The following is a 23,653-nucleotide window of genomic DNA, read 5'->3' on the forward strand; positions in this document are numbered from 1 at the left end:
TTCGGCTTCGGCACCCGGAGGCCATCACAACGAGAACTTTTGAATATTTGACTATAAAGCAGCCCTTCCTCCGAATCGGATGCAATGTCGCCACGTTGAAACTCACTAAAATTCGAGGGAGGATGCCGCCATGTCCTCTTCCCCGAATCCGGTCCAGCCCTATGCGAGCCTCGATGACACTGACCGCGCGATCCTGGCGGAGCTGGTCGCAGACGGCCGCCTCCCGAACAACGCCCTCGCCGAGCGAGTGGGGGTGGCGCCGTCAACCTGCCTCGCACGAACCAGGGCGCTACGCGGATGCGGGGCGATCCGCGGCTTCCACGCCGAGGTGGATCCGGCGGCCATGGGCCTGCCGTTACAGGCGCTGATCTCAGTACGACTCTCCGCCCACGAGCGGACCGTGGTGGACGCCTTCCGCGCCCGATCAGTACGCCTACCGGGGATGGTGGCGGTGTTCCACGTGGCCGGTGCGGACGACTACGTGCTGCACGTCCGGGCAGCCTCGGCGGACGCACTGCGGGACTTCGTACTCGACCACTTGGCAGTCGATCCGGCAGTGCAGCACACCCAGACCAGCCTGATCTTCGAGCAGGCCCGGGGCCTGGGGTAAGACGGATCACAGTCTCGGTGACGCCCTGAAACAGGATCTTCACGTCCGCGTCACGCCTGAGACGCGGACCGCGCCTAGTTTTGGTTCCGGTGGTGGTTGGCACTCCCGGTCGGGACGGGTCGGGAGCTGCCAGGTTGTGGCGCACCGGGCCGGGGTCGACGGATTCCGCGAAGCCGGTCCGGTGCCTCACGCTCGCGCCGACGAACGCTAGCGAACCAACCCAGAATCGGCCACCGCCTCCTCCCGGGACGGTTCGGTGGCACGCTCACCCCGGGTCGGCATGGCACCGCGGACACCGGCGACGACCGTCCGGGCTCGCCGGGCGCGGAGCAAGGCCCGGAGCGCGAACGCGAACGCGACACCCCAGGCGAACGCCAGCAGGGCATACCCCACGGGCCGCACGCCCCCACCGAGATCGAAAGCGTGCATCAACGTACGAGCGTTGGTCAGCACGATCACCCCGCCGACCACCGCGCCGAGCAGTTGGGCTGGGACAAGGCGCACCAGCCAGGCGGCCACCGGCGCCGCAATCAGACCACCGGCCAGTAGCGCGAGCACCATCGGCAGCAAAAAGCCCTCGGAGCCGAGCCCGATCAGGAAGCCGGCGCTGGCCGCACCGGCGACGAGGAACTCGGCGGTATCCACCGACCCGATCACCCTGCGGGGTTCCAGTCGTCCAGTGACCAGCAGCGCGGGGGTCGCCACCGGCCCCCACCCCCCGCCGCCGGTCGCGTCGACGAAGCCGGCGACCAGCCCCAGGGGACCGAGGAAGCGGCCGCGCAGTCGACCGGCCCGTCGTTCGGTGCGCAGCGGTCGGGCGAAGCGCACCAACAGGTACGCGCCGAGGGTGAACAAAATCGCCGCCATCCAGGGCGCGGCGGCAGCGGTGGAGAGAGCGGAGAGGAAGGTCGCTCCGGCAAACGCGCCGAGGGCACCGGGCACGGCGATACGCCCAACGACACGCCAGTCGACGTTGCCGAACCGCCAGTGCGCCACACCCGCCGCGAGCGTGGTGCCCACCTCGGCAAGGTGCACCGAAGCCGAGGCCGCGGCCGGCGCGACACCGGCGAGCAGGAGCAGCGTCGAGGAGGTCAACCCGTAAGCCATACCGAGGGCGCCGTCAACGAGCTGCGCGGCCAACCCGACGAGTGCGAGGACCAGCAGCTTACGCACCACGCCTCCCTAGTTTCGGATATCTCCTATCGACTTGGTCGACAATGCGGGATGAGTGGGGCCTGGGTCAACCATGTTCAAGGGCGAGTTTCGGCTCAGGTCGGGCGTGGCTGAGGTCGGGCGTGGCTCAGGTCGGGCGCGGCTCAGGTCCACGCGCGCGGGTCGGCGACCAGCTCGGTAACCCGCGCCGGAAGGGCACCGTCGGCGACATCCGCCACGGTGACCAGCTCAAGGATCTGGCGTTCGCTTGCCCGCAGGGCGATCCACACATCCTGCAGGGCCCGCGCGGCACCGTGGTAACCGAGCTGCTCCGGGCGCTGCCCACGGACATGGGCCAGCGGACCGTCGATCACCCGAATCACCTCGGCGAGGGAGATCTCGGCCGCCGGCCGTGCCAGCCAGTAGCCCCCTTCCGGGCCCCGCTGAGCCCGCACCACACCGCCGCGACGCAGCTGCAACAGGATGCTCTCCAGGAACTTCGGCGGGATTTCCTGGGCTCGGGCGATCTGGTCGGCTGTCACGAATCGCCCTCGACCGGTCGAGGCACCGCCGGTCACCGAGGCAAGTTCGGCGACCGCGCGGAGGGCATAGTCAACCCGGGCGGAGAGACGCATGGCAGACAGGCTAGCCGGCTTGGTTGCCAACGACCGAGCATCCCTCGGCCCATCGAGCCGGAAGCCTTGCCTCGGAACGTCCAGAGGTGACTGTTGGCCGGCACCCTGGTTCGGGTGCCGGCCAACAGTTTCTTTCCCCCTTGGCTGGGTTAGGTCTGTGGGCGGGGGTGGTTGCGGGTGGTGGGTCAGCTGGTCCAGTGCTCGGCGACGAGGTCGGCGGCCTGGGTCTCCCACTGGGCGTAGTGGAACGGGAACGCCGACACCTGCACCTTCTGCGCGGCTTCGGTCAACGGCAGTTCCTGCCAGCCCTCGACCTGCTTGAGGCCCTTGAGGAAGGCGGTGGTGGAGTAGGCGGGGTCGGTGATCTGCTCCACGCTGCCCCAACCAGAGGATGGGCGCTGCTGGAACAGGCCCTGCGAGTCGTGGTCGTTGCGCTCACCCAGGTGTCCCAGGTTCTCCAGCTTCGACTCCTGCAGGCTGGTGGCGATCGCCACCACGGCGGCGCGCTCGTCCATGCCGGCCTTCTTGGTGGCCTCGATGATGGCCTTCACGTTGCCGGTCTGCTCGTCGCCCAGGTCGATGCGCGACTGCGTGCCCTGGGTGCCGTGCGGGATCAGCGTGCCGCTGTCCGGCTTGTCCGCCTGCACCACGCCAGCGGCAGCGGCGGCGGGGGTGGTGGTGTCGGTGAGGGTGTCCAGGGGGCCGGCGACGACACCGGTGGACAGGGCCAGACCAGCGAAACCAAGCACACTACGACGCAGAATCGTGTTCATCATGGGGGTTGCTCCATTCGGGGATCGACACCCACATACGCACGCCCGAAAGGGGGTCAGGCGGCAACAGGGTGCAAGCACCGTCCGGCGCTCAAAAGTAGCGGGAAGAGAAGATCCTCGGCGGCCGCGGGGCTCACAGGCACACGCACGGCGCCGGGTCCAGATGTAACGACCGGCCGGCCACCAGCATTCCCGGGGGCTCACCCCCGGGAGGCATCCGCCACCGGCGGGGCACCTGCTCGGTCGTACGCAGGGTGTAACGCCCCCACGCCCGCCGGGATTCCACCACCACCGTGACCCCGGCCACACCCCAAACCGGCATCAAACCGTCAGCTGACGCATTCGTCGTGGACGGTTGGGGCCGGCCTTTTCAGCGATGAATCGGCTGAAAGGGCCGGCCCTCCCCAAGAACGAGTGAGTCAGGCGCCGACCTTACGCAGCAAGCCCTCCTGCACCGAGCTGGCGATCTGCCGGCCGTCCCGGGTGAACATCCGACCGGTCGCCAACCCGCGCGCTCCGGACGCCGACGGGCTCCAGCAGTCGTAGAGGAACCACTCGTCGGCGCGGAACGACCGATGGAACCAGAGGGCGTGATCGAGACTTGCGCCCACCACCCCGCCGGGCCCCCACACCTCTCCGTGCACCGAAAGCACCGAGTCCAGCAGGGTGAGGTCAGAGGCGTACGTCAGAGCGCAGGCGTGCAGCAGCGGATCATCCGGGAGTTTGCCGTCGATCCGCATCCACACCCGCTGGTTCGGCTCCGCCGGACGGTCGCCAGGGCGCACCCAGCCGGGCTCGCCGACATAGCGGACATCGATCGGCCGGGGGATCAGCGCCCAGATGCCCAGCCGTTCCGGGTAGCGGGCGAGCCGGTCGCTCATCGTCGGTACCTCGTCCGGGCCGGGCACGTCCGGCGGGGCGGGCGCGTGGTGGTCCAGCCCCTCCTCCTGACGCTGGAAGGACGCCGACATGAAGAAGATCGGTTTGTCGTGCTGCAGCGCCACTGACCGGCGGACGGAGAAGGAACGACCGTCACGGACGCACTCGACCTGATAGTCGATGGGCTCACTCGGATCCCCGGGTCGCACGAAGTAGCCGTGCAGGGAGTGCACGGAACGCTCCGGATCGACCGTCCGCCCGGCGGCGACCAGCGCCTGACCGGCGACCTGCCCCCCGTAGACCCGCTGCGGGCCGACCTGCGGGCTCATCCCCCGGAAGGCTCGCTCGCCGGTCGGGCTGAGGTCCAGCACCTCCAGCAGTTGATCGACCGCGGCCTGACCGACCACCGCGCCGGACTCGCTCACCGGACCTCCAGTCGCGACCACGGGGATCGCGAGCTCGGCTCGCTCCGAACGCTCACTGGAGCGCCCGGGCCGCAGCGAGGTCGACCAGCGACCCGAGTTGGTGCACGCGCAGGGTGTTGGTCGAGCCGGGGGTTCCGGGCGGGCTACCGGCGACGATCACGACGTAGTCGCCGGGGTTGGCCCGACCGAGGCCGAGCAGCGCCTCGTCGACCTGCCGAAACATGGCGTCGGTGTGCTCGACGAAGGGCATCAGGAACGTCTGCACCCCCCAGGAGAGGGCGAGTTGGTTGCGCACCTCCGGCACCGGAGTGAACGCGAGCAGCGGCAGGTCGCAGTGCAGCCGGGAGAGCCGCCGGACGGTGTCGCCGGTCTGCGAGAACGCCACCAGAGCCTTGGCGTCGATCGCCCGGGCGATCGACGATGCGGCGATGGTGAGCGCGCCGCCGTGGGTACGCGGATCGTGCTGGAGCCGCGGCACCCCGATCGAGCCCGCCTCCGTCGTCGCCACGATCTTTGCCATGGTGCTGACGGTGAGCACCGGGTACTTCCCGACGCTGGTCTCGCCGGAGAGCATCACCGCGTCCGCGCCATCGAGCACGGCGTTGGCCACGTCGGAGGCCTCGGCACGGGTGGGCCGGGAGTTCTCGATCATGGAGTCGAGCATCTGGGTGGCGACGATGACCGGCTTGGCGTTCTCCCGGCAGAGCTGCACTGCGCGCTTCTGAACCAGGGGCACCTGGTCCAGCGGCATCTCCACACCGAGGTCACCACGGGCCACCATGATCCCGTCGAAGGCCAGGACGATCGCCCCGAGCTGATCCACCGCCTCCGGCTTCTCCACCTTGGCCAGTACCGGCCGGTGCACACCCTCCTCGGCCATGATGGCGTGGACCAGCTTGATGTCGTCGGCGGAGCGGACGAAGGAGAGCGCCACCAGGTCGGCACCGAGGCCGAGGGCGAACCGCAGGTCCTCGGTGTCTTTCTCCGAGAGCGCGGGGACGCTGACCGCCACGTTTGGCAGCGACACACCCTTGTTGTTGGAGACCGGTCCGCCCTCGGTGACCAGGCAACGGATGTCGTTGCCGGTGACGTCGGTGACCTCGACCGCGACCCGGCCGTCGTCAATCAGCAGCCGGTCGCCGGGCTTTACCTCCTCGGGAAGTTTCCGGTAGGTGCAGGCGACCCGGTCCCGGGTCCCAAGAATGTCATCACTGGTGATCACCACCGAGTCACCGGTACGCCACTCGTGCGGGCCGTCGGCGAACCGACCGAGCCGGATCTTGGGACCCTGGAGATCGGCGAGAACCGCGACCGGCCTCCCCGCCGCCTCGGCCGCCTCCCGAACCAGCCGGCAAACCGCCTCGTGATCGGCGTGGCTGCCGTGGCTGAAGTTGAGCCTCGCCACATCCATTCCGGCCTCAACAAGGCCACGAATGCGCTCCGGCGAGGAGACAGCGGGGCCAAGTGTGCAAACGATCTTTGCGCGGCGTGTCACGCCCATCAGGCTAATCTCTCCTCCGGGCCGGTCCGCGGGCCGACCCCTGTCGCAATGCGAACACGTTCTCCGACGTTGCGCGGCTGCACGGCCGGCAGTGGATAACCGCCGGGAACGTCGTGGGGGGGCGGGCGTCGGCGACCGCGCGCCCCGAGATCGTACCGCCCGCGGTCAGCCCGGCAGAGAGGCATGGGTGAACAGCACAGAGACATTCCACTCGGTCGCTGGTTTTCCCGTGCCCCGCCCCGCTGCGACCAGGGAAGCGCACGCCTCGAGAGGGCCGAAGCAGCTCGGCCCGCGCCCGGGGAGACAAACCGGACCAGCCGGCACAGCCCGGTGGGGCGGTCGGCGTGCCGACCGCCCCACCGGGAAGGTCCCTAAACGGCCCAGCAGTTGGGGCGGATCGACTCGTCACGCAGCGCCTGGCGGATCACCGTGTACGTGGTCCCGTCCAGCGCCAGCCCGAGGTGGCCGACCAGCCGCAGCGGACACCGGGACTGGATCAGTACGTTTTTCGCCCCGTCAGCCAGCGCGGCATTGCCCACTGGCCGTACCAACTCGTCCTGCCACGTACGGATCGTGGTGTAGCTGACCGAGCCGGGGGTGTCGTCACCGGCGTTGAGATCGGCGAGGAAGTCCGAGCCGATCGTCATCTGCTGACAGGCCACGACACCGGCGCAGCTGCCGAGCCCGAGGAAGGCGACGATGTTGGCCACGTACGTCCCGTACTGCGGGCTGCCGAGGCTGACGTATCGGCCGACTGCTCCGGTGCCACCGAGCCGCTTCAGGTAGTAGCGGGCCACCAGGCCCCCCTCGGAGTGCCCCACCAAGTCCACCCGGGCCGCACCGGTGGTGGCGCGAACCTGGTCAACGTAGTCGGCGAAGGCGCGGGCCGAGGTCGGGATGTCGCCGAAGCCCAGCCCCGGCAGTTCGTAGACAAAGGGACGGAAGCCGTCGGCGTCCAGACGCGCGGCGAGCGGTCCATACGCGAAGGCGAAGCCGCTCAACCCACCAACGATGATCACGGGGTTGTCGGCTACCTCAGCCGGGCCGGCTGCGGCGGCACCGGAACTGCTCGCCGGGGCGGGGTCGGTGGACGTTTGCTCCGCCGTAGCACCGGCGGGTGCCGCACTGGCGGCGCCCTCCGGGACGGCGGGTGCTGCGCTGGCGGCGACGCCGGGGACGGTGAGCGTGGCGCCGAGCACGAACGCGAGCACGATGGCGGTCTTTCGAAGCAACATGGCTGCACCTCCGTGAGGGTGGTGGGTGCGGTGCGAGTCCGATCGACCGGTGCGAACGATGATGCGGGCCGAAATTCTCATTCGTCAATGCCTAGCTACCTCCCGGTAACCTGTTGTTCCATCAACGGCACACTCCGGCCACCCAGACAAAGGCCTCATAGGGGAAAGTGGCCCGCGGAGCCACCGCACCACGGCAAAGACACAGCCCTTCCCGGGGAGAGTTTCTATACCTAGGTCTGTAGTAGATGTGCTATCTTCCAGAGTATGACTACAGTCGAACGGCCGGAGGCTGTCGCGGCCCCCCGAAATCCCGACGACCATTTGGTCCTCGACGTTCGAGACCTACGCATGCGCTACGGCACCGTGGACGTGCTGAACGGCATCGACCTCACCGCCCAGCGAGGCGAGGTGATCGCACTACTCGGGCCGAACGGTGCCGGCAAGACGACCACCATCGAGATCCTTGAGGGATTCCGGCTGCCCTCAGCCGGCTCGGTCCGGGTCCTCGGCGTTGATCCCGCCCACGGCGACGAGCGGTGGCGTGCCCAGATCGGCGTGGTGCTCCAGTCCTGGCGTGACCACGGCCGGTGGCGGGTGCGGGACCTCCTCTCCCACCTCGGCGACTACTACGCGCCGTACGCGACCGACCAGATCCAACGCCCGTGGCCGGTGGACGACCTACTGGCGGCCGTCGGGCTGACCGCACACGCCAGCGCTCGGGTGTCCCGGCTTTCCGGCGGGCAACGGCGGCGGCTCGACGTGGCGGTCGGCATCGTGGGCCGGCCAGAGCTGCTCTTCCTGGACGAGCCGACGGTCGGCCTCGACCCAGCGGCCCGACGCGAGTTCCACGAGCTCGTGCACCGCCTCGCCGACCTGGACCACACCACCATCCTGCTGACCACCCACGACCTGGCCGAGGCGGAGAAGCTCGCCGACCTGATCGTCATCCTGGCCAACGGCCGGATCATCGCCCGGGGCTCGCCGGACCAGCTCTCCCGCCGGCTGACCACCGATGCGGAGATCCGCTGGACCTGCGACGGCCAACGCCACGTACACGCCACCATGGACGCCACCGGGTTCCTACGCGACCTGCTCCGTGACCACGGCGACGAGGTACAGGAACTGGAGGTACGCCGAGCCAACCTAGAGGACGCGTACCTGGCCCTGGTGCACGAGGAGGAGACCGGAATCCGTACCGGCTGGGCCGAACGGGTGTGGCAGGAGCAGGAGGAGACCCGATGAACCCGAAGACCACCGCACTCCGGGTCGGCCTGCAGCGCGGAGTGATCGAGTTGCGCAGCACCTTCACCAACGGCCAGGACCTGTGGAACTACTTCTTCCCCACGGCGGTGCTGCTGGTCGCCGTCTTCTTCATGCGGGGGGCGACCGTACCCGGCACCGACTTCTCCCTCGGTGCGCGGACACTGCCCAGCGCGCTCGGCATGGGCCTACTCTTCGGCGGGCTGCTCGGGTTGGCCCAGAACCTCGTCGTGGACCGGGAGGACGGCACCCTGCTGCGGGCTAAGGCCATCCCGAACGGGATGCTCGGCTACCTGGTCGGCAAGCTGGTGCTGGTCTCGTCGGTCGCGATGATCGGCCTGGCCATCCAACTGACCCCCGGGGTGTTCTTCCTCGACGGGCTCCGGCTGGGCGACCCCAGCGCCTGGTTCACTCTGGCCTGGGTGGTGCCGCTCGGGCTGGTGGCGACGCTCCCGCTGGGCGCGATGATCGGCTCCCTGATCGAGAACCCGCGCAACATGGGGCTGATAGTGCTGCCGGTGATGGGACTCATCGGCGTCTCCGGCATCTTCTACCCGATCACCGGCCTGCCCGACTGGCTCCAGGGCACCGCCCAGGTCTTCCCGCTCTACTGGCTAGGCTTGGGCATGCGTTCCGCGCTGCTTCCGGCTGACCTGGCGGCGGTCGAGATCGGCGAATCCTGGCGCCATCTGGAGATGGTTGCCGTCCTCGGGGCGTGGGCGGTGCTCGGACTCGTGCTGGCGCCGGTGCTGCTGCGACGGATGGCCCGCCGGGAGTCCGGCTCGCGGGTCGCGGCCCGACGGGAGCAGGCCATGCAGCGGGTCGGATGAGAGGGCATTGATGAGCGAGACCGTGCACAACCGAATCGCGGTGCTGCGCGCCGAACGGGGCATCTCCCGACGGCAACTCGCCGACGCGCTCGGAGTGCACTACCAGACGATCGGCTACCTGGAGCGGGGGGAGTTTCGGCCCAGCCTGCACCTGGCGCTGCGGATCGCCGCCTACTTCGAGGTGCCGGTCGAGGTGGTCTTCTCGATCGAACCGTTTCCCCGCATCGGTGATGCCGCTGCAGGAAACCGCCGTTCAGCGTGAACCAGGGGCAGCGGCCAGCACCGCCAGCGTCCGTACCTGCCCCCACGGCCGGCCGGCAGTCCACCAGGGACTGCCGACCGGCGAGCCGGTTCAGCCGGTGACGGCGTTCAGCGCCGGCAGGTAGCCGTCGCGGTAGCCCTCGTTGTTGGGGTGGTATGCCTCAATGATCCCGGTGACATCGTTGATCCAGGGCTCGTCGCCGCAGACGCCATGGCCGGCGAAGTAGGAACGGGGGTCGGCGAAGGTGGCACCGGCCGCGGCGGCGCGGCCGGCGGTGATGCTGTTGAGGAGATCAGCGGCCTCGTTGAGCTGCTGCCGCTTGGTGGCGCTCATCCCGAACAGGCCGCACCAGCCGGTCTCGAAGAGTCGCGGGTAGCCGAGCACGATCAGCTGGGCGTTCGGCGCCCGGTCCCGGATCGCCGCGTAGGTGGCGTCCAGCCGGCCAGGCAGGGTGGTCTGGGCGAAGTCCCTCGCCTCGTCGATGGCCTCCGAGCAGGACGAGGTGCTGCCGAACCGGCAGGTAAGCATCACGCTGGCGAAGCCGGTGTCATTACCACCGATGGTGACCGTCACCATCGTGGTGCTGGCGCTGAGCGAGTCGACCTGGCTGTTGATGACGTCGGCGGTGACCGCGCCACCACAGGCCGGGAACTGGAAGCTGGTCACCGCGTTCGCCGCGGCCCAGCGCGGGGCGTAGGACTTCTGACTGCGCAGGCAGATGGACCCGTCGTACGGGCCGGCGCCGACGCCGCTGGAGTACGAGTCGCCGAGCGCGACGTAGTTGATGGTCGCGGCCTGCGCGGCGCTGGGAACCAGCACTGCGCCGACGACGGCGACGCAGAGGGCGACCAGCGCCGCCAGGGCGCGGGCGGGTGCACGGGGTGGCATGTGGACCTCCACAGGGCCGGGGGTGGTGGAGCCCAGAGACCGCGCGCGTGGCCAGGGTAGAGCTTGTTACTAGCCGGTAATGCTACCGAAGCAATTCGCTAAAGTGAATGGGATGCGGCACCGCTCCGATCCCCGCAGCCGGCCGGCCGCAGCCCAGCCAACCGTCCTTAGCCCAGCCACGGCAGCCCGCCGTCCTCAGCCGGCCAGCGGCCGAGCGTCCGAACCCACCGGCGCCGGCAGCGAACCCCGCCCGTCCAGGTACGAGTGGATGGCGGCTGCGGCGGCCCGGCCCTCGGCGATCGCCCACACGATCAACGACGCGCCCCGGTGCATGTCCCCGGCGACGAAGACGCCGTCCACGTCGGTCTGCCAGTCCGAACGGGCCGCCACCGCGCCCCGCTCGTTGCGGGAAACCCCGAGCTGCTCAAGCAGCGGCTGCGGCTCGGTGCCGTCGAACCCGATCGCCAGCAGGACCAGGTCGGCCGGCAGCTCCCGCTCGGTGCCCGGCACTGGGGTGACGACCCGCCGGCCAGCACTCTTCTCCACCCTCACCTCGGCGATCCGGACCGCCCGCACCGCCCCGCTGCCGTCATCCACGAACTCCTGCACGGCGACGGCGAAGACCCGCTCCCCGCCCTCCTCGTGCGCCGGGTACTCCCGCAGGATCCACGGCCAGGTCGGCCACGGATCCCGCGCCTCGTCCCGTTCCCGGGACGGCTGCGGGTAGAGGTCGAGCTGGTACACCGCGGCGGCACCCTGCCGGTGGGCGACGCCGAGGCAGTCCGCACCGGTATCCCCGCCACCGATGATGACGACGTTCCGGCCAGCCGCGTCGATCGGCGTGCCGTCCGGCAGCACCGCGGCGGCCGGAGGATGGTCCCCCGCGGCGGCGACCACCCGGTTGGCCGCGACGAGGTGCCCCATCGCCTGGTGCACCCCGCGCAGCGATCGCCCGGGAGTTGCCGGGGTGTCCCGGCTGGCCAGGGCACCGCAGGCGAGCAGCACCGCATCGTGCTCGGCCCGCAGCTGCTCGGCGGTCACGTCGACACCGACCTCCACCCCGGTCCGGAAGCGCACCCCCTCAGCGGCGAGCTGCGCCAGCCGCCGGTCGATGTGGTGCTTCTCCAGCTTGAAGTCCGGGATGCCGTACCGCAGCAGGCCGCCGAGGGCGTCGTCCCGCTCGTACACGGTGACCGCGTGCCCGGCCCGGGCCAACTGCTGCGCGGCGGCGAGCCCGGCGGGCCCGGAGCCGACCACCGCCACCGACCGGCCACTGGCGGGCGGCACCGACCAGGGCCGTAGCCCGCCGCGGGCCACGGCGGCGTCGGCGATCTCCACCTCGACCTGTTTGATCGTGACCGGCTGCTGGCCGCCGAGGCCGAGTACGCAGGCCGCCTCGCAGGGCGCCGGGCAGAGCCGACCGGTGAACTCCGGAAAGTTGTTGGTGGCGTGCAGCGTCTCCACCGCCGCGTCCCAGCCACCGGTGCGGACCAGGTCATTCCAGTCCGGGATGCGGTTGCCCAGCGGGCAGCCGTCGTGGCAGAACGGGATGCCGCAGTCCATGCAGCGGGTGGCCTGCTCCCGGATCAGCTCCTCACCTGCCGGTGGGTAGACCTCCCGCCAGTCCATGATCCGCACCGGCACGGGCCGGCGGGCGGGAAGCTGCCGGTCGTACCGCAGGAAACCAAACGAATCAGGCACGAGCTACCTCCTGGACGGCCACCCGCGCGACGGGCGACACCGGCGTGGACGGTGCGGACGAGGCGGGCTCCGCTGCCGGCGCCGCCAGGGCGCTCATCACCGCGTCGTCCACGTCGTAGCCGGCGGCTTCGGCGGCCCGCATGATCTCCCGCACCCGGCGATAGTCCCGGGGCACCACGGCGGTGAACTCCGCCACCGCCTCCGACCAACGCTTGAGCAAGTCCTCGGCGACCGCGGAGTCGGTCTCGGTGTAGTGCCGCTGGACCAGGTCGTAGAGGGTTGCCTGCTCCTGCTCGCTCAGGGGTGTCAGGTCCACCAACTCCGTGTTGACCCGCCGACGATCCAGCCGCCACACGAAGGCGGTCCCACCGGACATCCCGGCCGCGAAGTTCCGCCCCGTCGACCCCAACACCACGACGGTACCGCCGGTCATGTACTCGCAGCCGTGGTCACCGACGCCCTCGACGACAGCAGCCGCCCCGGAGTTACGCACCGCGAACCGCTCCCCCGCCCGACCACGGAGGAAGACCTCACCCGCGGTGGCGCCGTAGAGGATGGTGTTGCCGGCGATGATCTGATCCTCCGCCCGCCGGCCCGGCACGGCCTCCGCGCTGACGAAGGGCGCGGCCCGGTCCGGACGGAGCACCAGCCGGCCACCGGAGAGGCCCTTGCCGACATAGTCATTGGCGTCGCCGTGCAGGCGCAGGGTGACGCCGGACGGCAGGAACGCACCGAACGACTGCCCGACGGTGCCGCGCAGGTCGAACTCGATCGTGTCGGTGGGCAGGCCGGCCCCGCCGTGGCGACGGACCACCTCGCCACCGAGCATCGCACCGACGCTGCGGTGCTCGTTACGCACCGACACCCGCGTCCGCACCCGAGTGCCGGAGCGCAGCGCCGGCTCGGCGAGCGCGATCAGCTCGTTGTCCAACGCCGCCCCGAGGCCGTGGTCCTGGGCACGAACACCCCGCCGCGCGGTCTCCTCGGGTAGCTCCGGCAGGCGCAGGACAGGGCTCAGGTCGATACCGGCCGCCTTCCAGTGGTCAACCGCGGGCGCGACATCGAGCAGTTCGGTCCGGCCGATCGCCTCGTCGATCGAGCGCAGACCCAACTCGGCGAGGTACCCACGGACCTCCTCGGCGAGGAAGAGGAAGAAGTTCTCCACGAACTCCGGCCGGCCGGTGAATCGCTCGCGCAGCACCGGGTTCTGGGTGGCGATGCCGACCGGGCAGGTGTCCAGGTGACAGACGCGCATCATCACGCAGCCCTCGACGATCAGCGGGGCGGTGGCGAAACCGAACTCCTCCGCCCCGAGCAGGGCCGCGACCAGCACGTCCCGACCGGTCTTGAGCTGGCCGTCCACCTGCACGGTGACCCGGTCCCGAAGCTTGTTGAGCAGCAGGGTCTGCTGCGCCTCGGCCAGGCCCAGCTCCCACGGTGTCCCCGCGTGCTTGAGCGAGTTCAGCGGGGACGCACCGGTACCGCCGTCGTGCCCGGAGATGAGAATGACGTCGGCCTTCAGCTTCGCCACACCCGCCGCCACCGTACCCACCCCGACCTCACTGACCAGCTTGACGTGCACCCGTGCCGCCGGGTTGACGCACTTGAGGTCGTGCACGAGCTGGGCCAGGTCCTCGATGGAGTAGATGTCGTGGTGTGGTGGCGGAGAGATCAGGCCGACGCCCGGGGTGGCGTGGCGGGTCCGGGCGATCCACGGCCAGACCTTGTTGCCGGGGAGTTGGCCGCCCTCGCCGGGCTTGGCGCCCTGCGCCATCTTGATCTGCAGGTCATCGGCGTTCACCAGGTACTCGGTGGTGACCCCGAACCGACCGCTGGCGATCTGCTTGACCGCGGAGCGGCGGGTCGGATCATGTAGTCGCTCGACGTCTTCACCACCCTCGCCGGTGTTGGACTTGCCGCCGAGCCGATTCATCGCGATCGCGAGGGTTTCGTGCGCCTCCACCGAGATCGATCCGTAGGACATGGCGCCGGTGGCGAAGCGCCGAACGATCTCGCTGGCCGGCTCGACCTCCTCGATCGGCACCGGCGGGCGCACTCCGGTACGGAGCGTGAACCGGCCCCGCAGCGCACCTCCCTGGGCGGCCAGCGCGTCAACCTTCGAGGTGTATGCCCGGAACACGTCGTACTGCCGGCTGCGGGTGGCGTGCTGGAGCAGGAAGACGGTCTCCGGGTTGAACAGGTGCAGTTCACCCTCACGCCGCCACTGGTACTCGCCGCCGACATCCAGCCGGTCGGTCGTCGCCGTCCCCGGCTCCGGCCAGGCGAAGGCGTGCCGAGCGGCGACCTCAACGTGGATCCCGTCCAGGTCAACCCCGCCGATCTTGCTGGGAGTGCCCCGGAAATACCGCTCGATCAGCTGGCTGTCCAGCCCAACCGCCTCAAAGACCTGGGCGCCGCAGTACGACGACACGGTCGAGATGCCCATCTTGGACATGATCTTCAAAACGCCCTTGCCGAGCGCCTTGACGTAGTTGCGAACCGCAGTGCCTGGCTCGACGCCGACCAGCGCCCCCGTCGAGATCATGTCTTCCACCGACTCGAATGCCAGGTACGGGTTGACCGCCGCCGCGCCGTACCCGACCAGCACGGCCGCGTGGTGCACCTCCCGGCAGTCGCCGGACTCCACGATCAGGTCCACCTGGGTCCGGGTCTGTTCCCGCACCAGATGCTGGTGCACCGCCGCGGTGAGCAGCAACGACGGGATCGGGGCGAGGTTGGCGTTGGAGTCCCGGTCGGAGAGGACCAGGATGCGTACGCCGTCCTCGATGGCCTCGGAGACGTGCCGACAGATCTCGGTCAGCCGCGCCCGGATGCCCGCGCCGCCCTCCCGGATCCGGTACAGGCCGGAGACCCGGACCGCCTTGAATCCGGGAAGGTTCCCGTCCTCGTCGATGGAGAGAATCTTCGCCAGCTCGTCGTTGTCGATCACCGGATAGGGGAGCACAAGCTGCCGGCAGCTCGCCGGCCCCGGCTCGAGCAGGTCGCCCTCCGGCCCGATCGTGGTCTGCAGACTGGTCACCAGCTCCTCTCGGATGGCGTCCAGCGGCGGGTTCGTGACCTGGGCGAAGAGCTGATGGAAGTAGTCGTAGAGCAGCCGGGGCCGGGTGGACAGCGGGGAGATCGGGGTATCCGTTCCCATCGACCCGATCGGCTCGGCCCCGACCCGCGCCATCGGCGCGAGGAGAATCTTCAGCTCCTCGTCGGTGTAACCGAACGCCTGCTGCCGGCGACGAACCGAGTCGTGGGTGTAGACGATGTGCTCCCGGGCCGGCAGGTCGGTCAGCTCGATGAGGCCGGCGTGGAGCCACTCCTCGTACGGCTGGGCCGCCGCCAGCTCGGCCTTGATCTCGTCGTCGTGCACGATCCGGCCGCCCACGGTGTCCACCAGGAACATCCGACCGGGCTGCAGGCGCCCCTTGGCGACCACGGTGGCCGGATCCAGATCCAGCACGCCCGCCTCGCTGCCGAGCACAACCAGCCCGTCGGAGGTCTGCCACCAACGGCCGGGACGGAGGCCGTTGCGGTCCAGCACCGCCCCGACGATCTCGCCGTCGGTGAACGCCACCGACGCCGGCCCGTCCCAGGGCTCCATCAGGCTGGCGTGGAACCGGTAGAAGGCCCGCTGGTCAGCGGGCATGTCCGGATCGTTCTCCCAGGCCTCCGGAATCATCATCAACACCGCGTTCGGCAGGCTTCGCCCCGCCAGGTGCAGCAGCTCCAAAACCTCGTCGAAGTTGGCCGAGTCGGATGCCCCCGGCGTGCAGACCGGAAAGATCCGACGAATGTTGCCGGGCAGCGCCGCACCGGCGCCACCAGCGAGCATCGACTCTCTCGCCTGCATCCAGTTGCGGTTGCCCCGGATGGTGTTGATCTCGCCGTTGTGGGCGATGAACCGGAACGGGTGCGCCAGGGGCCAGGACGGGAACGTGTTCGTGGAGAAGCGGGAGTGCACCAGCGCGATGGCGCTGCGCATCCGCTCGTCGGTCAGCTCCGGGTAGAACTCCGGCAGCTGGTCCGGGGTGAGCATGCCCTTCCAGACCATCGTGCGGCCGGAGAGCGACGGAAAATACGCCGGCACGCCGCGCTCCGCCGACTCCCGCTCGGCCTGCTTGCGGACGCAGTACGCCACCCGCTCCAGCTCGATGCCGGTCAACCGGGAACCAGCCCGGCCCGTCGCCGAGTCGGTGAGCCGGTGCGCGGTGACGAAGAGCTGCCGGACCCGGGGCATCGCCGCGAGCGCCGTCGCGCCCAAGCCCGCCGGATCCACCGGTACGTCCCGCCACCCAAGCAGGTCGGCGCCCTCGACCAACGCGTACTTCTCCACCACCCGGCGGGCCCGCAGCTCGGCCTCGTCGTCGTCGGGCAGGAAGACCAGGCCGGTCGCGTACTCACCGATCGGGGGCAGCGGGAAGTCCACCACCGCGCGCAGCAGCGCGTCCGGCACCTGAATCAGGATGCCCGCGCCGTCGCCGGTGTTCGGCTCCGCACCCCGGGCACCCCGGTGGTCCAACCGACGCAGCGCGGCGAGCCCATTCGCCACCACCTCGTGCGACCGCCGGCCGCGCAGGTCCGCCACGAACGCCACCCCGCACGCGTCTCGTTCGTACGCGGGGTCGTAGAGCCCGGCGGTGGACCCGTTCGGGCCGGAGTGCGGGACCTGCTGCGGGATGCGGTGCGGGTACGGAACGGCCACCCGGGCCTCCTGTCGTCACTCAGGCTGAAACTTGGTCGGGACGACGTCGGCCCTCAAGGGTCATTTGAGTCTACGTTAGGGGGGGCCACCCAAGGCCAGTGCAGATTGATCACACCTTCCAGAGTGTGAGAAATATACTCGCTCGCACCACCTCGGCCGGCTCCCCGGCCGGACGGCATCCGGACCTGGTCAGGACGGGGGATGCCACTGGTCAGCGGTGGTGCCGGCACGCCCCAGCAGCCGAGGGGTGAGGGCACCGAGGACAGCGTCGCGGGCGCGGAGCGCAAGCCGACCACGGGTCTGGAGCACCGCCGACATCCGTCGGGTCTGCCGAACCGTCGCCGCCACCCGGGGCCGTCGGGTCCGGTCGTAGGCGGCGACCGCGTCCGGCAGCCGGGACTCACGGAGTAGCGCGGCCAGGGTGGCGGCGTCCTCGAAGGCCAGGCAGGCCCCCTGCCCCAGGTGCGGGGGCATGCCGTGCGCCGCGTCACCGAGCAGCACCGCCCCGCCCGGACCGGTGGGGAAGCCGTACGTGCGGGGTAGCGGACGAAGTTCACGGATCTCGCGCTGGACCAAGTCGGCCGGGTCGGTGGCGTCGAGCAGCTCGGCGATGGGTGCGGGCCAGCCGGCGTACCAGCGACGCAGCAGGGCGAGCTGGGTCTCCGGCGACTCCGGCCGAGGCGCACCGGCGGCGGTGGCCACCCAGTAGATCCCGCCACGGCTGGAAGCCCCGGACGAGCCCCGTTCGCCCAGCGACACGTAGATGAAGCGGTATCCGGCACCGAGTATCTCCCCGGTTGGCGGCACGTCGGCGGAGAGTTGGGGCGCCCGGTACCACGGGATCACCGCCCGCCACGCGGCCGAGCCACAACTGACCACCGCCGCCTCCGGTGCGAGTTGCGCGCGAGCCACGCTGTCGAGGCCATCGGCGGCAACCACCAGGTCTGCCTCGTAGGTGTGCCGGCCGTCACCGACCGACGGACGGGCGCCCGGCTCCGCGCGAACCGAACGGAGGGTCACGCCGGTCCGCAACTCAACCCCCTCGCCCAGCCCGGCGATGAGCGCGTCGTGTAGGTCCTCCTGGTGCACCACCACCGGGCTTCGGTCCGCCGAGACCGGGCGGGGCCGCACCAGCTGGTGTCCGTCGGGTCGGCGCACTCCACTGCTCGACAGCGGGGTGGCGATCGCGTCGAGCCCGGCCCCGAGACCGAGGGCGTGCAGTGCGCGCACCCCGTTGGGCCAGAGCACCACCGCGGTGGGTTCCGGACGGATCCGGTCGGCGCGCTCGACCAACGTGACCTGCCAGCCGGAGCGCGCCAACGCACCCGCGACCGCAAGGCCACCGACACCGGCGCCGACCACGACCGCGCTACGCATGCGGCCCTCCTCGCTCAGCTGTCGCGTTGGTCGGCGGAGGGGGCGGCATCCGCCGACCGGTCAGTGGGCGGGTCGTCACCCGAGCCCCCGCTCTCCGGCCGCGACGCTGTCTCGCCCGTCTCCTGCCAGTGCCGGAACTGCTCCTCGTTGACCACCTGGTAGCCCTCCGGCGCCGCCGACCGGGCACTCGCCTCGCGAGCGGAGAGGTCGACCTGCGACACGTCGGACTCGGGGGCGGACGCCGGCACCTCGCGGATCGGGATCAGGTACTCGCGCGGTCCACGCACCCGCAGGAAGTAGATCAACGCAGCGAGGAAGACCACCGCCGCGGTCCAGACGTTCAGCCGTACGCCGAGGATCGTGTTCGCCTCGTCGGTGCGGATCATCTCGATCCAGAACCGGCCGGCCGTGTAGCCCAGCACGTAGAGCGCGAAGGCCCGGCCGCGGCCCAGCTTCAGCCGCCGGTCGAGGAGGAAGACGAGGGCGGCCACACCCAGGTTCCACAACGCCTCATAGGCGAACGTCGGATGGTAGAGACCCGCCTCGAGGATCGGTGTCCCGGCGTCGTCGCGCAGGGCCTGGCCCGCCTCCGGGTCCATCCGGTGGATCTCCAGGCCCCAGGGCAGGGTGGTGCGCCCGCCGTAGAGCTCGTTGTTGAACCAGTTGCCGAGCCGCCCGATCGCCTGGGCCAGCGGCAGTCCCGGGGCGAGGGCGTCCGCCACCACCACGAGCGGAATACCGAGCTGACGAGCGGCATACCACGCACCAAGCGCGCCACCGGCCACGGCACCCCAGATACCGAGACCTCCCTCCCAGATGGCGAAGGCCTTGAGCGGATCGCCACCGGTGCCGAAGTACTTCTCCGGTGAGGAGATCACGTGGTAGATCCGGGCGCCGATGATGCCGGCCGGCACCGCCCACACGGCGATGTCGAGCACCGCCCCCGGCGCCACCCCGCGCTGGCGCAGCCGTCGCTCGGTGACCCAGCAGGCCACCACGATGCCGAGGAGAATGCAAAGCGCGTACGCACGGATCGGCACCGGGCCCAGCTGCCACACCGCGGTGGTCGGACTGGGCAGGGCCGCCAAAGGGGTCTGCGAGGCGAGGGTCACGAGTGCACAGGCTACCGCCGTTCGGCCCTACCGTGGCACCCCGGCCCGCGGGGCCGGTGGCGCTCATCTCCGGAGTGCCGGGCCGGTGACCGCGGGGCGGGCGTCAGGAGGCCGGCTTCCGGACGCCCGCGGCGAGTTCGGCGCTCAGCTCCCGCAGGGCGGTCAGACCCGCCGGCAGACTCGCGGCATCGAGCAGGCAGCGAATCAGGGCACTGCCGACGATAACCCCGTCGGCGAATCCGGCCGCCGTACTGGCCTGCTCCCCGGTGCCGATCCCGAGGCCAACGCCGACCGGCAGATCGGTGACCGCCCGGACCCGGGACACCAGCACCGGAGCGGCCGCCGAAGCCTGCTCACGGGCCCCGGTGACCCCCATGATCGCGGTCGCGTACACGAATCCCCGGCAGTGCTCGACGGTCATCCGCAGCCGAGCGTCAGTGGAGGAGGGCGAGACGAGGAAGGTCCGGTCCAGCCCGTACGCGTCGGAGGCGGCCAGCCACTCCTGCGCCTCGTCGGGAATCAGGTCGGGCGTGATCAGCCCGGTGCCGCCCGCTGCGGCGAGGTCCCGGGCGAAGGCGTCAACGCCGTACTGCTCGACCGGGTTCCAGTAGGTCATCGTCACCACGGGCGCACCGGTGGCGGCGACCGCGTCAACAATGCGCAGCGTGTCGGCGACCCGGACCCCACCGGCCAGGGCGATGTCACTGGCCCGTTGGATCACCGGACCGTCCATCACCGGGTCGGAGTATGGAATCTCCACCTCGATGACGTCCACGCCCGCTTCGACCATGGCGGTCATCGCGGCGATGCTGCCCTCAACGGTCGGGAAACCGGCGGGCATACAGCCGACCAGGACGGCCCGGCCCTCGGCCCGGGCCCGGTCGAACGCAACCCCGATGCGACTCACGCTGTCACTCCTTGTCGAGGACGCCGAAGTACTCCCCGGCGGTGTGCACGTCCTTGTCACCACGGCCGGAGAGGTTAACCACCACGACCGGCTCCCGGCCCAGCTCGGCGGCGAGCTCCGGGGCGATCGCGACCGTGCCGGCCAGCGCGTGGGAGCTCTCGATCGCGGGGATGATGCCCTCGGTACGGCAGAGCAACTCGAAGGCGGCCATCGCATCGGCGTCGGTCACCGGCCGGTACGTCGCCCGGCCGGTGTCGTGCAGCCAGGCGTGCTCGGGCCCGACCCCCGGGTAGTCCAACCCGGCCGAGATCGAGTGCGACTCGATGGTCTGACCATCGGCGTCCTGAAGCACGTAGGTCCGGGTCCCGTGCAGCACACCCGAGGAACCACCGGTGATGCTGGCCGCGTGCCGGCCGGTCGCCGGCCCGTCCCCGCCGGCTTCGAAGCCGTACAGGCGCACACTCGGGTCGTCAACGAAGGCATGGAAGACGCCGAGCGCGTTGGAGCCGCCGCCGACGCAGGCGGTGACCGCGTCGGGCAGCGCACCGACCAGGTCAAGGCACTGCTGGCGGGCCTCGTCGCCGATGCCCCGGACGAAATCGCGGACCAGGGCGGGGAAGGGGTGTGGGCCGGCCGCCGTACCGATCAGGTAGTGGGTGTTGTCGACGTTGGCGACCCAGTCCCGCATCGCCTCGTTCATCGCGTCCTTGAGGGTGCGGGACCCGGTGGTGACCGGCACCACGGTGGCGCCCAGCATCCGCATGCGCGCCACGTTCAGCGCCTGCCGCTGGGTGTCCACCTCACCCATGTAGACCACACACTCGAGGTCGAACAGGGCGGCAGCGGTGGCGGTGGCCACCCCGTGCTGGCCGGCCCCGGTCTCGGCGATGACGCGCCGCTTGCCCATCCGCTTCGTCAGCAGCGCCTGGCCGAGCACGTTGCGCACCTTGTGCGCCCCGGTGTGGTTGAGGTCCTCCCGCTTCAACAGCACCTGGGCGCCGATCCTGGCGGAGAGCCGCCGGGCGGGGTAGAGCAACGAGGGGGCGCCGGCATAGTCGCGAAGCAGGGCGCCGAACTCGGTCTGGAACGACTCGTCCCCCATCGCGGTACGCCAGGCGCCGTCGAGCTCGTCCAACGCGGCCACCAGAGCCTCGGGGACGAACCGGCCGCCGAACCGGCCAAAGTGACCGGCAGCGTCCGGGTATCGGCCGGTCGCGGCGGGCGTGTCGACGCTCATCGCGGCTCCCTTCGTTCTGTTCGCCCAGCGCGTTCAGCGCACCGGACGGGGTGTCGCCGGGTGGTTACCAGCGTTGACCAGCTCGGCCACCGCCTCGCGGGGGCTCTTCTGGGTAACCAGGCCCTCGCCGACCAAGACCGCGTCGGCACCGGCCGACGCGTACCGGATGAGGTCGTGGGGCCCGCGCACTCCCGACTCAGCGATCTTGACAACGCTGCTGGGCAGGCCGGGCGCGATCCGCTCGAAGACCGAACGATCAACCTCCAGCGTACGCAGGTCGCGCGCGTTGACGCCGATCACCTGGGCGCCGGCCTCCAACGCCCGGTCCGCCTCCTCCTCGTCGTGCACCTCGACCAAGGCGGTCATGCCCAGCGACTCGATCCGCTCCAGCAGGCCAACCAGCACCTTCTGCTCCAACGCCGCCACGATCAGCAGCACCAGATCGGCGCCGTGCGCCCGCGCCTCATGCACCTGGTAGCTGGAGACCACGAAGTCCTTCCGCAGCACCGGTACATCGACCGCAGCCCGGACGGCGGCGAGGTCATCCAGCGAACCACCGAACCAGCGCCCCTCGGTGAGCACGCTGATCGCCCGGGCCCCACCGGCGGCGTAGTCGCTGGCGAGGTCGGACGGGTCGGCGATCTCCGCCAGCCGTCCCTTGGACGGCGAGGAGCGCTTCACCTCGGCAACCACCGCCACGCCGGGCCGACGCAGGGCCGCGTACGCATCAAGCGGCGGCGGAGCGGCAGCAGCCAGCTCTCGAATGCGGTCCAGCGGGACCTGCTCCTGCCGCCGAGCCACATCCTCGCGTACTCCGGCCAGAATCTCGTCCAGCACGCTGGGCTTCGCCGAACCGGCGTCGCTTCCTTCCGCGTGCGCATGCTCCGCAGTCACCAACGCTCCCCTCTCCGGGCGTCATGGGCCGATGCTAGGCGGCGTACCCGATGCAGGCCGCCGGGGGTATGGCGCTCCTCACGAATTGGCTTGCGGCATAATGCCCAACTTCCAGTGAAGGTGAGCTCACACACAGCCATCACCTCCGGGTCGCCGATCGAGGCCGATGATCATCGGCCGCGGTCATCCTGGGTATTGATGTGATCCTATCCGGCAGGCCGGGTAACCCGGGCCGGGGCTGTGAGCAAGCTCAAGGCCAATGGACTCTTCCCAGGTCAGGGCCACGGAGGCAGAGTTGACGCGGCGGACACCCCAACGAAACGTGAGTCGACGAGCATCTCCCTCGGGCAAACTCGACTCGGCATCCGCCCGCGCCACCCAACGATCTCCGGGATTGATCATGAGCACTGAGAGCATCGACCTCACCACCATCTCCCGTACGGTCGCCTCGCTCGCCGTCGGCGTGGTGCACACGCTCGAACGGGCCGTGGTCGGCGAGGCGCAGATGCGCACCGCACGAGGCAACGCGTGGGAGGCCGTCTGCGCCGACCGGGCCCGCGCCGACCAGCGGGCCGAGTTGGACCGGATCGTCGCCGAGCTCACCGCGAACCGCGACCCGCGGCCGATGGGCTGAGTCGGCGGTCAGCGTCAGTCGTCCGTCGGATCGGCACCCCGATCCAGCGCGTCCCAGGCGTCCCTGGTGCTCCGGCCCGGCACCGGGCCGGGCACCGACCCCGCCGACCGCTCGTATCGAGCGCCCATCACCAACCACCGGTCCCCCCGGGCCGCGGTCAGCACGCCGGCGGCCGCGGCGCATCCGCCGCCGATCAGGCAGAGCAGCGGCCACTGCCGACTGACCGCGCCGTTGAGCCCCCCGAGCAGGCCATATCCGCCACCGGCCGCCACCGCCACCGCAAGCCCGGTCAGCCCGCCGCCCAGGAGCCGCCGGACCCGCCCCCGGGTGGCCAGCACCGCACCCCATCCGGCGAGGGTGACCAGGGCCAGTGCGGGCAGCCAGGGAAGTAGCTGCGCACCGGTGCGGGCAACGCGGACCGGCGGCAACGGGGCGGGGCGGGGCGCCAGCTCGACCACCCAGGGTCGGGTCACCGCCCACATCGAAAGGCCCGCTCCGGCTACCCCGAGGAGCACGGCGTAGACCAGTTCCCGGCGGCCCGCCTGGGGCCGCCCCGGACCGGCCTCGCCCCGGGCAGTCACCGGGCCGGCCTCGTCCCGGGCACTCACCGGGCCGGCCTCGTCCCGG

Annotated in this window: 20 protein-coding genes; 5 read left to right on the top strand and 15 right to left on the bottom strand. The window is 70.6% G+C overall.

Annotation, left to right across the window (positions count from 1 at the left end; translation table 11 throughout):
• The first annotated feature begins 130 nt into the window (after positions 1–130).
• Positions 131–610: an Lrp/AsnC family transcriptional regulator gene (locus tag SALPAC4_RS0101390; RefSeq protein WP_019868841.1), complete on the top strand. Its 480-nt coding sequence runs from the start codon at positions 131–133 to the stop codon at positions 608–610.
• Positions 611–817: 207 nt separating this feature from the next.
• Here the strand turns inward: SALPAC4_RS0101390 and SALPAC4_RS0101395 are convergent, their stop codons facing one another.
• The 6 genes from SALPAC4_RS0101395 to SALPAC4_RS0101420 form a co-directional block, all read right to left on the bottom strand.
• Entirely contained in the window at positions 818–1,783 is a 966-nt protein-coding gene (locus SALPAC4_RS0101395) for a sulfite exporter TauE/SafE family protein (RefSeq protein ID WP_027644768.1), read from the bottom strand.
• Positions 1,784–1,926: 143 nt separating this feature from the next.
• Positions 1,927–2,397: an RrF2 family transcriptional regulator gene (locus SALPAC4_RS0101400; protein ID WP_018735199.1), complete on the bottom strand. Its 471-nt coding sequence runs from the start codon at positions 2,395–2,397 to the stop codon at positions 1,927–1,929.
• Between the two features lie 185 nt (positions 2,398–2,582).
• Positions 2,583–3,173 (bottom strand): hypothetical protein, encoded by a 591-nt coding sequence (locus SALPAC4_RS0101405; RefSeq protein ID WP_019869127.1) that lies wholly within the window; start codon positions 3,171–3,173, stop codon positions 2,583–2,585.
• A gap of 416 nt (positions 3,174–3,589) precedes the next feature.
• Positions 3,590–4,474 (bottom strand): acyl-CoA thioesterase, encoded by an 885-nt coding sequence (locus SALPAC4_RS0101410; RefSeq protein WP_027644866.1) that lies wholly within the window; start codon positions 4,472–4,474, stop codon positions 3,590–3,592.
• Positions 4,475–4,526: 52 nt separating this feature from the next.
• Positions 4,527–5,975 carry a pyruvate kinase gene (pyk, locus tag SALPAC4_RS0101415; RefSeq protein WP_027644867.1) on the bottom strand — a complete coding sequence of 483 codons (1,449 nt, stop codon included), beginning with the start codon at positions 5,973–5,975 and terminating at the stop codon, positions 4,527–4,529.
• Between the two features lie 371 nt (positions 5,976–6,346).
• Positions 6,347–7,210 carry an esterase/lipase family protein gene (locus SALPAC4_RS0101420; protein WP_019868846.1) on the bottom strand — a complete coding sequence of 288 codons (864 nt, stop codon included), beginning with the start codon at positions 7,208–7,210 and terminating at the stop codon, positions 6,347–6,349.
• 264 nt (positions 7,211–7,474) lie between these two features.
• Between SALPAC4_RS0101420 and SALPAC4_RS0101425 the strand changes: the two genes are divergently transcribed.
• Genes SALPAC4_RS0101425 through SALPAC4_RS0101435 form a run of 3 tightly spaced genes read left to right on the top strand, consistent with a single transcriptional unit; the run spans position 7,475 to position 9,562 of the window.
• Entirely contained in the window at positions 7,475–8,452 is a 978-nt protein-coding gene (locus SALPAC4_RS0101425; RefSeq protein WP_027644868.1) for an ABC transporter ATP-binding protein, read from the top strand.
• A complete protein-coding gene (locus SALPAC4_RS0101430) occupies positions 8,449–9,300 on the top strand; it encodes an ABC transporter permease (protein WP_019868848.1) in 852 nt (283 codons plus the stop codon). The genes SALPAC4_RS0101425 and SALPAC4_RS0101430 overlap by 4 nt, the downstream gene beginning before the upstream one ends.
• Positions 9,301–9,310: 10 nt before the next feature.
• Complete coding sequence (locus SALPAC4_RS0101435; protein ID WP_018730788.1) at positions 9,311–9,562, top strand: helix-turn-helix transcriptional regulator; 252 nt, start codon at positions 9,311–9,313, stop codon at positions 9,560–9,562.
• Positions 9,563–9,652: 90 nt separating this feature from the next.
• On the opposite strand, the gene SALPAC4_RS0101440 is transcribed toward SALPAC4_RS0101435, so the two are convergent.
• The 8 genes from SALPAC4_RS0101440 to trpC form a co-directional block, all read right to left on the bottom strand.
• Positions 9,653–10,450: an SGNH/GDSL hydrolase family protein gene (locus SALPAC4_RS0101440; protein ID WP_027644869.1), complete on the bottom strand. Its 798-nt coding sequence runs from the start codon at positions 10,448–10,450 to the stop codon at positions 9,653–9,655.
• Between the two features lie 195 nt (positions 10,451–10,645).
• Positions 10,646–12,151 carry a glutamate synthase subunit beta gene (locus SALPAC4_RS0101445; RefSeq protein ID WP_019868850.1) on the bottom strand — a complete coding sequence of 502 codons (1,506 nt, stop codon included), beginning with the start codon at positions 12,149–12,151 and terminating at the stop codon, positions 10,646–10,648.
• A complete protein-coding gene (gltB, locus tag SALPAC4_RS0101450; RefSeq protein WP_019868851.1) occupies positions 12,144–16,865 on the bottom strand; it encodes a glutamate synthase large subunit in 4,722 nt (1,573 codons plus the stop codon). The genes SALPAC4_RS0101445 and gltB overlap by 8 nt, the downstream gene beginning before the upstream one ends.
• Positions 16,866–17,054: 189 nt before the next feature.
• Positions 17,055–18,242: an FAD-dependent oxidoreductase gene (locus SALPAC4_RS0101455; RefSeq protein ID WP_019868852.1), complete on the bottom strand. Its 1,188-nt coding sequence runs from the start codon at positions 18,240–18,242 to the stop codon at positions 17,055–17,057.
• A 14-nt stretch (positions 18,243–18,256) separates the two neighbouring features.
• On the bottom strand, positions 18,257–19,354 hold the full coding sequence (lgt, locus tag SALPAC4_RS0101460; RefSeq protein WP_019868853.1) for a prolipoprotein diacylglyceryl transferase: 1,098 nt from the start codon (positions 19,352–19,354) through the stop codon (positions 18,257–18,259).
• 103 nt (positions 19,355–19,457) lie between these two features.
• On the bottom strand, positions 19,458–20,261 hold the full coding sequence (gene trpA / locus SALPAC4_RS0101465) for a tryptophan synthase subunit alpha (protein WP_019868854.1): 804 nt from the start codon (positions 20,259–20,261) through the stop codon (positions 19,458–19,460).
• 4 nt (positions 20,262–20,265) lie between these two features.
• On the bottom strand, positions 20,266–21,498 hold the full coding sequence (trpB, locus tag SALPAC4_RS0101470) for a tryptophan synthase subunit beta (protein ID WP_018736226.1): 1,233 nt from the start codon (positions 21,496–21,498) through the stop codon (positions 20,266–20,268).
• Positions 21,499–21,531: 33 nt separating this feature from the next.
• Entirely contained in the window at positions 21,532–22,335 is an 804-nt protein-coding gene (gene trpC / locus SALPAC4_RS0101475; protein WP_027644870.1) for an indole-3-glycerol phosphate synthase TrpC, read from the bottom strand.
• Between the two features lie 457 nt (positions 22,336–22,792).
• Between trpC and SALPAC4_RS0101480 the strand changes: the two genes are divergently transcribed.
• Complete coding sequence (locus tag SALPAC4_RS0101480; RefSeq protein ID WP_018730779.1) at positions 22,793–23,026, top strand: hypothetical protein; 234 nt, start codon at positions 22,793–22,795, stop codon at positions 23,024–23,026.
• Between the two features lie 14 nt (positions 23,027–23,040).
• On the opposite strand, the gene SALPAC4_RS0101485 is transcribed toward SALPAC4_RS0101480, so the two are convergent.
• A complete protein-coding gene (locus SALPAC4_RS0101485) occupies positions 23,041–23,634 on the bottom strand; it encodes a Trp biosynthesis-associated membrane protein (RefSeq protein ID WP_050565010.1) in 594 nt (197 codons plus the stop codon).
• Between the last annotated feature and the right edge of the window lie 19 nt (positions 23,635–23,653).

This window comes from Salinispora oceanensis (genome assembly GCF_000383575.1).
Classification (GTDB): domain Bacteria; phylum Actinomycetota; class Actinomycetes; order Mycobacteriales; family Micromonosporaceae; genus Micromonospora; species Micromonospora oceanensis.

Bases quoted from the DNA above. Each gene is read 5' to 3' on its own strand.
- SALPAC4_RS0101425 (WP_027644868.1), top strand. From the start codon at position 7,475: ATGACTACAGTCGAACGGCCGGAGGCTGTCGCGGCCCCCCGAAATCCC.
- SALPAC4_RS0101390 (WP_019868841.1), top strand. From the start codon at position 131: ATGTCCTCTTCCCCGAATCCGGTCCAGCCCTATGCGAGCCTCGATGAC.
- SALPAC4_RS0101400 (WP_018735199.1), bottom strand. From the start codon at position 2,397: ATGCGTCTCTCCGCCCGGGTTGACTATGCCCTCCGCGCGGTCGCCGAA.
- SALPAC4_RS0101430 (WP_019868848.1), top strand. From the start codon at position 8,449: ATGAACCCGAAGACCACCGCACTCCGGGTCGGCCTGCAGCGCGGAGTG.
- trpB (WP_018736226.1), bottom strand. From the start codon at position 21,498: ATGAGCGTCGACACGCCCGCCGCGACCGGCCGATACCCGGACGCTGCC.
- SALPAC4_RS0101405 (WP_019869127.1), bottom strand. From the start codon at position 3,173: ATGATGAACACGATTCTGCGTCGTAGTGTGCTTGGTTTCGCTGGTCTG.
- SALPAC4_RS0101455 (WP_019868852.1), bottom strand. From the start codon at position 18,242: ATGCGTAGCGCGGTCGTGGTCGGCGCCGGTGTCGGTGGCCTTGCGGTC.
- pyk (WP_027644867.1), bottom strand. From the start codon at position 5,975: ATGGGCGTGACACGCCGCGCAAAGATCGTTTGCACACTTGGCCCCGCT.
- SALPAC4_RS0101420 (WP_019868846.1), bottom strand. From the start codon at position 7,210: ATGTTGCTTCGAAAGACCGCCATCGTGCTCGCGTTCGTGCTCGGCGCC.
- SALPAC4_RS0101480 (WP_018730779.1), top strand. From the start codon at position 22,793: ATGAGCACTGAGAGCATCGACCTCACCACCATCTCCCGTACGGTCGCC.
- SALPAC4_RS0101440 (WP_027644869.1), bottom strand. From the start codon at position 10,450: ATGCCACCCCGTGCACCCGCCCGCGCCCTGGCGGCGCTGGTCGCCCTC.
- SALPAC4_RS0101435 (WP_018730788.1), top strand. From the start codon at position 9,311: ATGAGCGAGACCGTGCACAACCGAATCGCGGTGCTGCGCGCCGAACGG.